The organism is Microbacterium sp. C5A9, from assembly GCF_022627955.1.
Lineage (GTDB): Bacteria > Actinomycetota > Actinomycetes > Actinomycetales > Microbacteriaceae > Microbacterium.
Window position 1 is genome coordinate 77,125 of sequence record NZ_JABXGD010000006.1, and the last position, 14,413, is coordinate 91,537.

Consider the following 14,413-nt stretch of genomic DNA (forward strand, 5'->3'; position numbering starts at 1 on the left):
CGGCAGGGGCCGAGCCGACGATAGGGTGGAATCCGTGACGGAACAGCCCGAACTCTCGACCACCGCCGGCAGAATCGCAGACCTCCGCGCTCGATACAACGAAGCCGTTGTCGACGCCGAGAAGGTCGCGAAGGACAAGCAGCACGCCAAGGGCAAGATGACCGCCCGCGAGCGCATCGAGCTGCTCGTCGATCCCGGGAGCTTCGTCGAGTTCGATGAATACGTGCGGCACCGCACCACCGCCTTCGGCATGGACCGGAACCGCCCGTACGGCGACTCCGTGGTGACCGGCGTCGGCACGATCAACGGACGCACGGTCGCGGTCTACTCGCAGGACTTCACCACGTTCGGCGGATCCCTCGGCGAGGTGTCGGGCGACAAGATCATCAAGATCATGGAGTTCGCTCTCACGAACGGGATGCCGATCATCGGCATCCTCGACTCGGGAGGAGCCCGCATCCAGGAGGGCGTGCTCGCGCTCAGCAAGTACGGCGAGATCTTCCGCCTGAACACCCGGTCGTCCGGTGTGATCCCGCAGATCTCGATCATCATGGGTCCGGCCGCCGGCGGCGCCGTGTACGGCCCCGCGCTCACCGACTTCGTCATCATGGTCGACAAGACGAGCCAGATGTTCGTGACCGGCCCCGACGTGATCAAGACCGTCACCGGCGAGGACGTCGGCATGGAGGAGCTCGGGGGCGCGCTGACGCACAACACCCGCTCCGGCGTCGCCCACTACCTCGCTCAGGACGAGGACGACGCGCTCGACTACGCGCGCACGCTCCTCAGCTTCCTGCCGGACAACAACATGGCCGAGATCCCGGGCTACGAGAGCGGCTTCGAGTGGGAGACCACCGACGCCGACCGCTCGCTGAACACGATCATCCCCGACTCCCCCAACCAGCCGTACGACATCCACACCGTGATCGAGCACGTCGTGGACGCGGGCGACTTCATCGAGGTCCAGCCGCTGTTCGCGCCGAACATCGTGATCGGGTTCGGACGAGTCGAGGGCCGTTCGGTCGGCATCATCGCGAACCAGCCCTCGCAGATGGCCGGCACGCTCAACATCGAAGCGGGCGAGAAGGCCAGCCGTTTCGTACGGTTCTGCGACGCGTTCTCGATCCCGATCGTGACCCTCGTCGACGTCCCCGGGTATCTCCCCGGCACCGATCAGGAGTGGACGGGTGTGATCCGCCGCGGCGCCAAGCTCATCTACGCCTACGCCGAGGCCACCGTCCCGATGGTCACCGTGATCCTTCGCAAGGCCTATGGCGGCGCCTACATCGTCATGGGCTCGAAGCAGCTGGGCGCCGACGTCAACCTCGCGTGGCCGACGGCCGAGATCGCGGTGATGGGCGGCCAGGGAGCGGTCAACATCCTGTACCGGAACGAGATCAAGAAGGCCGAAGAGGCAGGCGAGGACGTCGCTGCAGTGCGCACCCGCCTCGCCAACGAGTACACCTACAGCGTCACGTCTCCGTTCCTCGCCGCCGAGCGCGGCGAGATCGACGGCATCATCGAGCCGGCGAACACGCGTGTGTCGATCGCGAAGGCGCTGCGCGCTCTCCGCGGTAAGCGCGCCGAGCTGCCGCCCAAGAAGCACGGGAACATCCCGCTGTGACCGCGCAGCCGGACAGCGGCTCGTCGAGCCAGAAGCCCCCGACGATCGAGATCGTCCGCGGCAGCGCGACGGATGAGGAGCTCGCCGCCCTCATCGCCGTCGTCAGCGACGCCTACGCGCAGGAACGGGCGGATGCCGTGGCCGACGAACCGGTGGTGTCGGCCTGGACGCGTACGCAGCGATCGATCCGTTCGCCGCTGCGCCGAGACATCCCGTGGGGCCGGTTCTCGGGCTGACCCGCCGCGCCGCACGCCAGCGGAAAAGCCTGCGGGACCCGTGAGCCCCCCAGCTCTCAGGTCCCGCAGACAGTCTTCGCCATGGATGCGAGAGAGACGTACTCGCATCACCCCAGACGGCGCATCCTCGTCAATAGTACATCGATTGGAATTACTAGCCGATCCTGTGTCCGATATATCGGATGGTCATGGCGGGATGCCGTTCAGTCCTGCAGATAGAGATCGGATGCGCGCGGCGTGAGAGCGAGGTCGAGCACGACGCACGCGGCTCCGACCGCGCCCACGTCATCGCCGACGACGGTACCGGTGACCGGGATCTCGCGCACCGCACGAGTCGCGCTGCGACGATGCAGCGCCCCGGGGATCTCACGGAGATAGGTGTCGGACACACGGTCCCAGAACGGCCCGCCCAGCACGACCCGATCGATGTCGAGCACGTTCGCGAGCACCGAGATCAACACGGCGAGCGACGCCGCGGCGCGTTCGAGGACCACCACGGCCGACGCCTCACCTGCCGCGGCACGCTCGCAGAGCCGCGTGAAGCGCTCTTCGACCGCGCGCACGTCGCTCACCTGGCGATCGTCGTCGAAGACGCCCATCCTCTCGGCCTGCTCGACGATCGCCTGAGGCGTGCACACGACCTCGACGCAGCCTCGGGACCCGCACGCGCACGGGGGCCCGTCGGGGTCGACGATGATGTGTCCGACCTCCCCGAAGTTATGGGAGCTTCCGCGGATCGCGTCACCCTCGCGTACGAGCGATGCTCCGATCCCGGTGCCGAGGTAGACGAACAGGAACGAGCCGTCCGCGGCCCCGCCCCCGGTCCACGCCTCTCCCACCGCCGCCGCGGTCGTGTCCTTCTCCACGGCGACGGGAAGGCCCGTCGCCTCAGCCAGCACCGCGCGGAGCGGCACCCGGTGCCAGCCCTGCAGCTTCGGAGGGTCGATCACCGTTCCGCCCGCGGCGTCGAGCGGTCCGGGCGCGGCGACGCCGATCCCTGCGACCCGTGCGCGCTCGATTCCCGCCTCGGAGATGAGCTCGTCGATCGTGCCGGCCATCGTGTCGACCACCGCCCGAGGATCCCTGTCGGCCGCTCGGACGACACGGCGACGCACGACCGTGCCTGCGATGTCGAGGAGCACCACGGTGATGACGGCGGGGTCGAGGTGCACACCGATCGAGAAGCGGCTCCCTGCGACGAGCCGAAGGGTGACCCGCGGCTTGCCGGGACCGTTGATGGTGCGACCGGCCTCGGCGATCAACTCGTCGTCCAGAAGCCTGCGCGTGATGTTCGTCACGGTCTGCGCCGAGAGCCCCGTCGCCTCGACGAGCTCGATCCGGCTGAGTCCCTCGACGGACCGTCGGATCGCCTCGAGAATCACCGACTGATTGAAATCTCCCATTCGGGGAAGGTTGGTTCCGCGGCGCATGCCCATGCTTCATCATCTCGCATCGGGGGATCGTTCTTGTCCCCCAAAATACCTACAGACAAACCTGTTGACGATCGCCGAGACTGAGGGGGACGCTTCGCGTTCGGCTGGTCTCTCTGTCACAGGGTAGACAGACGCAGATCGGCCACAGGCGGACGGTTTTCGGGTAACTGTTCCGCATGGCGAGGGGCTGGCGTATTCGCCGCCCCTCGCCCATTCTGACTGACCTCGACTCCGGTCTCCTCCCCCGATCGGAGCCGAGGCCGTGCAACTCAGGCGGAGGCGTCAGACGGCCGGGGCATGCCGCGGAATCTCGTGCCAGACATCGACGGCATCGTCATCGCTCGTCCCGCCGGATCGCGCACGGCCCACGACCGTGACGGCGGTGAGCGGATCGCTCGCGGCGCGGATGATCCACCGCTCCGCCTCGGCACCGCGCAGCACGGCGGCGAGCTCGTCGCGGATCTCCTCGCGACGACCATCGTCGACGTCGGAGAGTCCGCCCTCATCGAACACCGTCACCACCGCACCGCGCCGCCGTGCGTCGGCGATCGCGTCGCGCACCGCGTCATTCAGCAGATCGGCGCCTCGGAGCTCATCGCGCAGTCGTCCCTCGGCGAGGCGCGCCTCGAGCCGCTCGTCGGCATCGAGGGCTCCGTGCGTGGCGACCGCCCGGCTGAGCACCGGCCCCGCCACTGCGAGCGCGAACTGCGTGCGCATCCGACGCTCCCGCTGACGCACCTGCTGCGTGGCATGCCAGGCCGAGACCGCCTGCTGGATGCCTGCCAGCCGTTCCGTGTCTCGCACGGCGCGGTCCCAGAACATCACCAGGAGGTGAGCGACGGCGGCCCACATGACCGAGCCGACGAGTCCCAGAGACAGCGCATCGGCGAACCCGAGGTACGCCGACGATTCGAGGATCAGGATGACGATGATCGCCCACCCGATCACGAACCTCCGCCGGACGATGCACACGACCGCGAGCACGCCGAGGGCGCCGATGTACCAGGTCGCGAACGGTGCACGCAGAGTCAGCGGGTCGAGTGAGATCGTGACGAGGGCGGGGATGATCGCGCCGGAGGCGAGAGCGACGACAGCCGCCCACATCGGCATCCGCACGACGATCGCCGAATCCCACAGGATCGCGATGTTCACGACGACGAGGTACAGCGCGATCGCCGCGACCATGAACAGCGGGCCCGTGGGCTGCTCGATCCACCAGATCCCCCGTGCAGCGAAGTACATCGCGAACCCGACGGCGAGCGAGGTGGCGACACTGCGCACCGTTCTGTTCATGACCGCACCCATCCCAGGGACACGACCGTCCCGGACGCGCCCGACTCGATCTCGGCGGTGCCTGCGACCCCCGCCATGCGGGCGAGGATCGAGGCTCGGATACCGAGGCGGTCGGGCCCGATGGCGGCGAGGTCGAAGCCGGGCCCTGCATCGGAGATGGTCACGCTGATTCCTTCGTCACCACGCCCCTCCGCGACGATGTGCAGCCCGCGACCGTGTGCATGCGTCACGGCGTTGCCGAGCGCCTGGCGTGCGGCGAGGACCAGCGCCCTGGCCACCCGGCCCGGGATCAGGCCGGCGCCACCGCGCTCCTCGACGATCGCGTCGGCGCCGAGCTCGGACAGCGCTCTGCGCAGCTCGACCACGACTTGGGACGCGGAGACGGGTTCATCGCTGCCCTCCTGCGCGACGGCGGCTTCGGTGTTCGCGAGTCGGGTGAGAGCCTCCCGCGCCATGCCGACGGCCAGGTCGCGCGCACGCTCGCCCTCCGCCCTCTCCGCGGCGATGAGCGCCGCCAGGACGCTGTCGTGCATCAGCGCCGACATGGCCACCCGCTCCTCCTCGGCCGCGGCAGCGGCGGCCGCGGCAGCATACGACGAGACCGCCTGCGCCCGCGCTTCGTCGACTCCCGCGGCGACCGAACGGAACATCCACCCCAGCGAGATGATGACGATGCCGAGGATCAGAGTGAAGGAGACGTCGAACGCTGTGGTCACCCAGAACTCCGGAGAGAAGTCGCCTTCGACGAGCCGCACGTAGCCGTAGACGAACGGCAGGCCCACCGCCCACGCGAACTGCAGCCAGAGCGGGAATGCGAGCATCGCCGCGACCACGCCGACATTGACGAGGAAGAAGATCCACGGCTGTTCTGACGCCGCCCTGTCTCCCACGCCCACCACAGTGGGCCACGCGCCGAGCGCCAGCACGTAGGCGATGGCGAAGATCCCGGATGTCGTCCGCACGCCGCGTCCGACCACGCACGCCACGAGCATGGCCGCCAGCGGCACGTAGACGGCCAGCAGCACCGCGATGCGCGGGGAGTCGTCCCACGACATCGCCGTCACCGCCGCGATGAAGGCCTGCACGCCGAGCACGGCGGACCCGACCGCGACGACGGTCGCGAGGATGCGCTCCATCCGCTTGCCGGTGAAGCGCTCGAACTCGGTCTCCACGCTGCCCGGAGAAGGGATCTTGCTCCAGGCGTCGCGGATGCTGAGCGCGTCAGCCGGCACTCGGCGCCCCGTCAGCGGCGACGATGCCGTCCTCCATCGCCCGGCGCAGCAGATCGACCTTGGTCGGCGCCGGTCGCCCCACGTCGACGTACTTGACCCGGATGCGGGTGATGTTCTCCTTGGCCGTCGAGTAGGCGACCCCCAGCCGCTCTGCCACGGCCTTCAGCGGGAGCCCCGTCGCATAGAGTCTCAGGACCTCGCGCTCCCGGGTCGAGAGCTGTGCATCCGCGAAATCGCGATCGCCGTCGACGGCGCTCGCCCATTCGACGTTGTTGAGGGCCTCGCCCTGCGCGACGGTGCGGATCGCATCGAGCACGTCGTCGAGAGCCGAGGACTTGCTCACGACCCCGGCGGCGCCCGCGGCGAGCGCCTCGCGCACGGCTGCCGGGCGGTCGGCGACGCTGTGGATGACCACGCTCGCCCCGTCTGCGACGAGTGATGCCACGTTCTCGGTGACGGTCGTGCCGTCGCCGAGGGTCAGGTCCAGTACGACCACATCGGCGGACGACGCAGCTGTCGCGGCCCGCCATTCGAGATACGACACGACCGTGCTGCCCGAGAAGATGACGGACTGCTCGCCGTCGCGTGCGCACGCCGCCTCGAGACCGAGGCGAACGGATTCGTGATCGTCGATCAGTGCGACCCTGCTCATCCGTCCAGCCTACTGATGCGAGGGCGACACGCGATCACCCGGTCTCAGCGTGTGAGCAGCGCGACGACCTCGAAGTGGTGGGAGTGGGGGAACAGGTCGAAGCCGCGCAGGGTCGTCACCGTCCACCCGTGCCCGCGGAACGTGCCGAGGTCGCGGGCGAGGGCGACGGGATCGCACGCCACGTAGGCGATCGCGTCGGGAGCGAGCGCATGCAGCGAGTCGACCACGGCGCGGCCGGCGCCGGCCCGCGGCGGATCGAGCACGACAGCGCCGGCGGAGGCGTTCGCGGGCAGCCCCGCGAGGTACCGGTCGACACGCGCGGTGACGGCGGAGACGGCGAGCGGCGCGAGGTTCTGCGCGGCGTGAGCGGTCGCCCGCCTGCTCGACTCGACGGTGACGATGTCGGTCGCGCCGAGATCGGCCAGCGAGGCGGCGAAGAGACCGACCCCGCCGTACAGGTCGAGATGCGTCTTCTCGGGGTCGACATGACCGTCGAGGATTCCGTAAACCGCGCCGTCGAGGACGGATGCCGCCCGTGCGTGCACCTGCCAGAATCCTCCGGCATCCACCTGGAATCGCCGATCTCCGACCTGCTCGTAGACGACCTCGGGCGCGGGGCGCCGCGCCTGGCCGCGGGCGGGACGCTCGTCGAGACGCTGACGACGGATCACGCGGACCTCGCCGTCGCCGGGCTCAATCAGGTCGACGCTGCCCGGCTCGCCGGATGCGAGTGCGAGCGCCGCCTTCTCGATCGCCGGACGGGCGAGAGGATGCGAGCGCACCGGGATCACCCGATGACTGCGGGCGGCATAGGGACCGACATTCCCGTCGTCGTCGACGTGGAGGGTGACCCTCGTGCGCCACCCGGTGCCGTCGCCCGATTCCACCGCTTCGATCTCAGGCGCCTCGAGCCCGGGACCTGCGAACCGGTCGAGCGCCTCCGTGAGCACCTGACGCTTGAGCACACGCTGGTGCTCGAGGTCGATATGCCCGAGATCTGCGCCGCCCGGACGACTCTCCGGCGCGCGCGAGACATCGGCCTCGGCCCAGATGTGCGGGCGCCGATGCGGCGAGGCCTCGAGGACTTCGACGGTCTCGGCGCGCCAGAAGCTCTTCGACTCCCCCGTCGAGTCCTCGCTGAGGCGCACGCGCACGCGCTCCCCGGGGATCGCGTCGGAGACGAAGACGACCCGTCCCTCATGGCGGGCGATGAAGGTACCGCCGTGCGCGATGCCGGTGATGTCCAGATCGAGCAGGGCTGGGGAGGAAGTCATCCTTCGAGGATACGGTGGTGAACATGCGCGTCTGCCTCGCCTCCACCTCTCCCGCCCGTCTGATGCTGCTCCGGCAGGCCGGGATCGAACCGCTCACGCAGTCTCCCGACGTGGATGAGGACGCCGTGGCTGCGGCCGCGGCGGCCGAGCGCGGGTCCGACCTGCCCCCGGCCGAGCTGGTGCTGCTGCTCGCGCGGGCGAAGGCCGCCGCGGTGGCTCACGACCTCGCCGCATCCAGCGATTTCGACGGCATCGTCATCGGCGGCGACTCGATGTTCGCACTCGGGGGGCGTGTCTACGGCAAGCCCTACACGCCGGAGGAGGCGACGCGCCGCTGGGTCGAGATGCGAGGCGCCACCGGCATCCTGCATTCCGGTCATTCCGTCTTCCGGGTGGCTCCGGGCGCCGCTCCGATCGAGGCGACGGCCACCGCCGAAGCATCCGTCACCTTCGCCGACGACATCACGGATGCCGAGATCGCGGCGTACGTGGCGTCGGGCGAACCCCTGCACGTCGCGGGCGCCTTCACCGTCGACAGCCTGGGCGGCGCGTTCATCACACGCGTCGAAGGCGATCCCTCGACGGTGGTGGGAATGTCGCTGTCGACCGTGCGCCGGCTGGCCGCCGAGCTCGGCGTCGACTGGACCGCCCTCTGGTCGTAGACTCCCCTCCACGTTTCCTCCACTTTCTTGTGGAGAGTCGTCAAATGGATCGCCGACCTTCTCGCTAGGCTGGCAACCATGCCTGATATCGCCAAGGTGCTCATCGCCAACCGCGGCGAGATCGCCGTACGCATCATCCGTGCCGCTCGTGACTCGGGGATCGCCTCGGTCGCCGTGTACGCCGACCAGGATCGCGACGCTCTGCACACCCGCCTCGCCGACGAGGCGTTCGCCCTCGATGGGGCCACGAGCGCCGAGACCTACCTGCAGATCGAGAAGATCCTCTCGATCGCCCGCCGTGCCGGCGCCGACGCCGTGCACCCGGGCTACGGCTTCCTCGCCGAGAACGCCGAGTTCGCCCGTGCCGTCATCGGTGCGGGCATGACCTGGATCGGCCCCTCCCCCGAGGCCATCGAGGCGCTCGGCGACAAGGTCACCGCCCGTCACGTCGCCGAGAAGGTCGGCGCCCCGCTGGCGCCGGGCACCCCCGGCCCCGTCGCCGGAGCCGACGAGGTCATCGCCTTCGCGAAGGAGTTCGGCCTGCCGATCGCGATCAAGGCCGCCTACGGCGGCGGTGGACGCGGCCTCAAGGTCGCCCGCGAACTCGACGAGGTCGCCGAGCTGTTCGAGTCCGCCACCCGCGAGGCCGTCGCCGCCTTCGGCCGCGGCGAGTGCTTCGTCGAGAAGTACCTCGACAAGCCGCGCCACGTCGAGACCCAGTGCCTCGCCGATGCCGAGGGCAACGTCGTCGTCATCTCGACGCGCGACTGCTCGCTGCAGCGCCGCCACCAGAAGCTCGTCGAGGAGGCGCCCGCGCCGTTCCTCACGGACGAGCAGAACGGGCAGCTCTACTCCGCGTCGAAGGCGATCCTCAAGGAGGTCGGCTACGTCGGTGCCGGAACCTGCGAGTTCCTCATCGGCGCCGACGGCACCGTCTCGTTCCTCGAGGTCAACACGCGTCTGCAGGTCGAGCACCCGGTGTCCGAAGAGGTCACCGGCATCGACCTCGTGCGCGAGCAGTTCCGCATCGCCGCCGGCGGCACCATCGACTACGACGACCCGAAGCCGACCGGCCACTCGTTCGAGTTCCGCATCAACGGCGAGGACCCGGGCCGCGGGTTCCTGCCGCAGCCCGGACCGATCCACGTCTTCAAGACGTTCGGTGGTCCCGGAATCCGTCTCGACTCCGGCGTCACCGCGGGAGACTCGGTCTCCGGTGCGTTCGACTCGCTGCTCGCGAAGATCATCGTCACGGGCAAGGACCGCGCCGAGGCGCTCGAGCGCTCGCGCCGTGCCCTCGACGAGTTCGAGGTCGCCGGCCTCCCGACGGTGCTGCCGTTCCACCGCAAGGTCGTCAACGACCCCGCGTTCACCGCCGAGAACGGCGAGTTCGGCGTCTTCACGCGCTGGATCGAGACCGAGTTCGTGAACGACATCCCCGCGTGGGACGGCGAGCTCGAGTCCCCCGCCGCCGCGGAGAACCGCCACACCGTGGTCGTCGAGGTCGCCGGCAAGCGCCTCGAGGTCAGCCTGCCCGACCGTGTCGCGGTCTCGGCCAGCGCCGTGGGCCGTCCGGCCGCCGTGCCGCCGTCTCGTCGCAGCCACGCGACCTCGGTCAGCGCCGGAGCATCCGGAGACGCCGTGAAGTCCCCCATGCAGGCCACCGTGGTCAAGGTCGCCGTCGAAGAGGGGCAGCAGGTCGTCAAGGGAGACCTCGTCGTGGTCCTCGAGGCGATGAAGATGGAACAGCCCCTGCAGGCGCACAAGGACGGCGTCATCAGCAACATCAACGCGAGCGCCGGCGCCACCGTGTCGGCGGGCCACCAGCTGCTCACGATCAGCTGAGAGCGAGTGTCGCGCGAAGGCCCCCACCTCGAGGTGGGGGCCTTCGCGCGTGTCAGGCGATGCGAGCCGACGCGCACCACTCGTCGAGCTCCTGCTGCGATGGCGGTGCACTCGTCCCCGTCACTGCTGCGCTCCTGTGACGACCGACGGCGGGACGCTACGAGATCTTCGCGTTGACGAGGTGCATCGCGCGACTCGCGTCGGTGATGCTGCTCGACAGCGACGGGTACGCCGCGAAGACGCGCGAGACCTGGTCGACCGTGAGACGACGCTCGACCGCGACGGCGATCGGGTAGATCAGCTCGGATGCCTTCGGCCCGACGATCACACCGCCGATGACCGTGCCAGATCCCTTGCGTGCGATCAGCTTCACGAAGCCGTCCTTGATGCCCATCATCTTCGCCCGCGGATTCGCCGCGAGCGGGAGCTTGTAGACGAGGCCGTCGGCCACGCCGTCCTCGACATCCTTCTCGGAGTATCCGACGGTCGCGATCTCAGGCGCCGTGAAGATGTTCGAGGTGATCTTGATCAGCTCGAGCGGGATCACGATGTCGCCGAGGGCGTGGAACACGGCCGTGCGGCCCTGCATCGACGCGACCGAGGCCAGCGGGAAGAAGTTCGTGCAGTCGCCCACCGCGTAGACGTTCGGCACCGAGGTGCGAGCCACGCGGTTGACCCGGACGTGTCCGGTCTCGTCGAGTTCGACACCCGCGTCCTCGAGGCCGATGCCGGCGGTGTTGGGGATCGACCCGACGGCCATGAGGCAGTGGCTGCCGTCGACCGTGCGCCCGTCGGACAGCGTCGCCGTCACGCCGTCCTTCGTGACCTCGACCTTCTCGGCGCGGGCCTTGGAGAGCACCGTCATACCGCCGCGCTTGAAGACCTTCTCGAGCACGCGCGCAGCATCCTGGTCCTCGCCCGGAAGCACCTGGTCGCGGCTGGAGACCAGGGTCACCTTGGCGCCGAGGTTCATGTAGGCGGACGCGAACTCGGCACCGGTCACCCCGGAGCCGACGACGATGAGGTGCTCGGGCAGCGCCTTCATGTCGTAGAGCTGAGTCCACGTGAGGATGCGCTTGCCGTCGGGCTTCGCCGAATCCAGCTCGCGCGGCGAGGCGCCGACCGCGACGATGATCGTGTCGGCCTCGATGCGGTCGAAGTCCGTGCCGTCCTGACCGGTCGAGACGATGATCGCGTTCGGCCCTTCGAGGCGCCCGTGTCCGGACAGGATGCGCACACCGGCCTCCAGCAGCGCCGACCGCATGTCCTCGGACTGCTGGCCCGCGAGGGCGATGAGTCGCTTGTTCACGGCCGCGAGGTTGATCGCGATCTCGGGCTTGAGGGGCTTGCCGTGGTCGCCCTTGGCGAAGAACTGCACACCGAGATCCGAGGCCTCGGAGATCGCCACCGCGGCGTCGGCCGTGGCGATCAGGCTCTTCGAGGGGACGACGTCGGTGAGGACGGCCGCGCCTCCGACCCCCACCCGCTCGACCAGGGTCACCTCGGCTCCGAGCTGGGCGGCGGCGAGTGCCGCCTCGTAGCCGCCGGGACCGCCGCCGAGCACGGCGACGCGCTGAGTGCGCTCAAAAGGGGTGGAAGACATGGTTCCCATTCTCTCGCAATCCTGGCACCCGAGCCTGCACCTTCCTAGAGTGGATCCATGTCCGAAACACACACCAACCCCCTCGACGACCCCACCGCGAACCCGTTCGAGGTCGCCGCCGCAGCCGCCGCAGACATCGCGCGCCTGACCGGAGTCGAGCAGCACGACATCGCCCTGACCCTCGGCAGCGGATGGGGCAAGGCCGCCGACATCATCGGCGAGACCACCGCGACGATCCCCGCCACCGAGGTCACCGGCTTCTCCAAGCCAGCACTCGAGGGCCACGTCGGCACCCTGCGCAGCATCCGCACCCCCGACGGCAAGAACGTGCTCGTCATCGGCGCCCGCACCCACTACTACGAGGGCCACGGCGTGCGGCGGGTCGTGCACTCCGTGCGCACGGCGGCAGCTACCGGGGCGAAGATCATGGTGCTCACGAACGGCGCCGGCGGTGTGCGGGAGACCTGGACGCCGGGGCAGCCCGTACTCATCAGCGACCACATCAACCTCACCGCCGACTCGCCGCTCGAGGGTGCGACCTTCATCGACCTGACCGACCTGTACTCGACGCGACTTCGCGACATCGCCCGCACCGTCGATCCGACGCTCGACGAGGGCGTGTACACGCAGTTCCGCGGACCGCACTACGAGACGCCGGCCGAGGTGCAGATGGCCAAGCACATCGGCGGTCACATCGTCGGCATGTCGACGGCCCTCGAGGCGATCGCCGCCCGTGAGGCCGGCATGGAGATCCTGGGCTTCTCGCTCATCACGAATCTCGCCGCCGGCATCCAGAAGACCCCGCTGAGCCACGCCGAGGTGATCGAGGCGGGCCGCGAGGCGGAGCCCGTGATCTCGGCGCTGCTGGCCCGAGTGGTCGCGGCGCTGTGAGCGAGGAGCGCCTCGCACAGGCTCGCGCCTGGATGAGGCAGGACCCCGACCACGAGACCCGCGACGAGCTCGCGGGCGTCGTCACGCGGGCCTCGGCCGGTGACGACACAGCGGTCGCCGAGCTCGACGACCGCTTCGGCAGCCGGCTCGCGTTCGGCACGGCCGGTCTGCGGGGTGCTCTCGGCGCCGGCAGCAACCGCATGAACCGCGTGCTCGTCGCCCAGGCCGCCGCCGGATTCGCGGCATATCTGCGCGAGCGCTCGGCGGGTGGCACGCCGACCGTGGTGATCGGCTACGACGGCCGCCGCAACTCGCGCGTGTTCGCGACCGACTCGGCCGAGCTGTTCGCCGGTGCGGGACTCCGCGCGATCCTGCTGCCCCGGCTGCTGCCGACCCCGGTGCTCGCGTTCGCGGTCCGTCACCTCGGTGCGGACGCGGGAGTCATGGTCACGGCCTCTCACAACCCGCCGAACGACAACGGGTACAAGGTGTATCTCGGCGGCGCGAACCAGGGAGCGCAGATCGTCGCTCCGGCGGATGCCGAGATCGCGGCGCACATCCAGCAGGTGGCCGACGCGGGCGACATCTCCGCACTCCCCCGGTCGACGGCCTACGAGACCGCGGGCGAAGACGTCGTCGACGCGTACGTCGCCGCGACAGCCGCCGTCGCCCCGGCCCCGTCCTCGGCCTCCGGGCTCCGGTGGGTCTACACGGCGATGCACGGCGTCGGCTGGGAGACGCTGTCGAAGATCGTGACCGCGGCCGGCTACCCCCAGCCGATGGTCGTCGGAGAGCAGCTGAAGCCCGACGCGACCTTCCGCACGGTGTCGTTCCCCAACCCGGAGGAGCCGGGGGCGATGGACCTCGCGTTCGCGCGTGGACGCCGCGTGCAGGCGGACTTCATCCTCGCCAACGATCCGGATGCCGACCGCCTCGCCGTGGCCGTTCCCGACGCCGCGTCGGAGAGCGGGTGGCGACGACTCACCGGCAACGAGGTGGGACTCCTGCTCGGCGCGCGCGCGGCGAAGGCCGCGGAGGGCACCGACGGCGCCTCGCTCGCGTGCTCGCTCGTGTCGTCTCCCGGTCTCGGTGCGATCGCCGCGCATCACGGACTCGACTTCCACGAGACGCTCACGGGCTTCAAGTGGATCTCGCGTGCCCCCGGCATCGTCTACGGTTTCGAGGAGGCGCTCGGCTACCTCGTGAACCCCGACACCGTGCGCGACAAGGATGGGATCTCCGCGGCCGTCGCTGTTCTCGGCCTCGCCGCGGAAGCCCACGAGCGCGGGTCGTCGCTGAGTGACCTGATCGCGGAGCTGGGCGAGACCTACGGTCATTTCGCGAGCGGACAGGTGTCGATCCGCGTCGATGATCTGTCGGTGATCGGGCGCGTGATGCTGTCGCTGCGCACCCTGCCCCCCGTGCGCTTCGACGCCCACTCGGTCGCCTCAGCCGAGGACCTGCTGCACGCCGTCGAGGGTGCGCCGTCCGGCGACGTGCTGCGCTACCGGCTGACGGACGGCTCCCGCATCATCGTGCGCCCCAGCGGCACCGAGCCGAAGCTGAAGGTCTACATCGATGCGAAGGCTGATTCGGCCGACCGCGCCGCCGAGATCGTGCGCGAGCTCGAGGCCGCCGTGCGCACGCTGCTGGAAGAGCGCTCGTAGG

General features: G+C 69.6%; 12 protein-coding genes. 6 read left to right on the forward strand and 6 right to left on the reverse strand.

All coding sequences use genetic code 11. The features are described from left to right. Positions 1-34: 34 nt before the first annotated feature. Positions 35-1,624: an acyl-CoA carboxylase subunit beta gene (locus tag HWD99_RS12280; RefSeq protein ID WP_374205469.1), complete on the forward strand. Its 1,590-nt coding sequence runs from the start codon at positions 35-37 to the stop codon at positions 1,622-1,624. Further along, the gene (locus HWD99_RS12285) at positions 1,621-1,860 is read left to right on the forward strand and encodes an acyl-CoA carboxylase subunit epsilon (RefSeq protein ID WP_241796516.1); all 240 of its coding nucleotides are present in this window, start codon (positions 1,621-1,623) and stop codon (positions 1,858-1,860) included. The genes HWD99_RS12280 and HWD99_RS12285 overlap by 4 nt, the downstream gene beginning before the upstream one ends. Before the next feature lie 203 nt (positions 1,861-2,063). Here the strand turns inward: HWD99_RS12285 and HWD99_RS12290 are convergent, their stop codons facing one another. The 5 genes from HWD99_RS12290 to HWD99_RS12310 all read right to left on the reverse strand — a co-directional run bounded on the left by HWD99_RS12290 (position 2,064) and on the right by HWD99_RS12310 (position 7,744). Further along, positions 2,064-3,263, reverse strand: coding sequence for an ROK family transcriptional regulator (locus HWD99_RS12290; RefSeq protein WP_241796518.1), 1,200 nt, complete (start codon positions 3,261-3,263; stop codon positions 2,064-2,066). A gap of 312 nt (positions 3,264-3,575) precedes the next feature. Next, positions 3,576-4,586, reverse strand: coding sequence for a hypothetical protein (locus HWD99_RS12295; RefSeq protein ID WP_241796519.1), 1,011 nt, complete (start codon positions 4,584-4,586; stop codon positions 3,576-3,578). Then, the gene (locus HWD99_RS12300; protein ID WP_241796520.1) at positions 4,583-5,818 is read right to left on the reverse strand and encodes a sensor histidine kinase; all 1,236 of its coding nucleotides are present in this window, start codon (positions 5,816-5,818) and stop codon (positions 4,583-4,585) included. The genes HWD99_RS12295 and HWD99_RS12300 overlap by 4 nt, the downstream gene beginning before the upstream one ends. Next, positions 5,808-6,470, reverse strand: coding sequence for a response regulator transcription factor (locus tag HWD99_RS12305; protein ID WP_241796522.1), 663 nt, complete (start codon positions 6,468-6,470; stop codon positions 5,808-5,810). Before HWD99_RS12305 ends, HWD99_RS12300 begins: the two co-directional genes overlap by 11 nt. Positions 6,471-6,514: 44 nt before the next feature. Further along, entirely contained in the window at positions 6,515-7,744 is a 1,230-nt protein-coding gene (locus tag HWD99_RS12310; protein ID WP_241796523.1) for a class I SAM-dependent RNA methyltransferase, read from the reverse strand. Between the two features lie 23 nt (positions 7,745-7,767). Here HWD99_RS12310 and HWD99_RS12315 point away from each other — a divergent pair, with 23 nt between their 5' ends. Both HWD99_RS12315 and HWD99_RS12320 read left to right on the forward strand, forming a co-directional pair. Beyond that, positions 7,768-8,406, forward strand: a complete 639-nt coding sequence (locus HWD99_RS12315) for a nucleoside triphosphate pyrophosphatase (protein ID WP_241796768.1) — start codon at positions 7,768-7,770, stop codon at positions 8,404-8,406. Between the two features lie 78 nt (positions 8,407-8,484). Beyond that, a complete protein-coding gene (locus HWD99_RS12320; protein WP_241796524.1) occupies positions 8,485-10,251 on the forward strand; it encodes a biotin carboxylase N-terminal domain-containing protein in 1,767 nt (588 codons plus the stop codon). A gap of 157 nt (positions 10,252-10,408) precedes the next feature. Here the strand turns inward: HWD99_RS12320 and HWD99_RS12325 are convergent, their stop codons facing one another. Beyond that, complete coding sequence (locus tag HWD99_RS12325; RefSeq protein ID WP_241796526.1) at positions 10,409-11,863, reverse strand: NAD(P)H-quinone dehydrogenase; 1,455 nt, start codon at positions 11,861-11,863, stop codon at positions 10,409-10,411. 48 nt (positions 11,864-11,911) lie between these two features. On the opposite strand from HWD99_RS12325, the gene HWD99_RS12330 reads away from it, so the two are divergent. After that, positions 11,912-12,745, forward strand: a complete 834-nt coding sequence (locus HWD99_RS12330) for a purine-nucleoside phosphorylase (protein WP_241796528.1) — start codon at positions 11,912-11,914, stop codon at positions 12,743-12,745. Between the two features lie 32 nt (positions 12,746-12,777). Continuing rightward, a complete protein-coding gene (locus tag HWD99_RS12335; RefSeq protein ID WP_241796529.1) occupies positions 12,778-14,412 on the forward strand; it encodes a phospho-sugar mutase in 1,635 nt (544 codons plus the stop codon). Position 14,413: the final 1 nt, after the last annotated feature.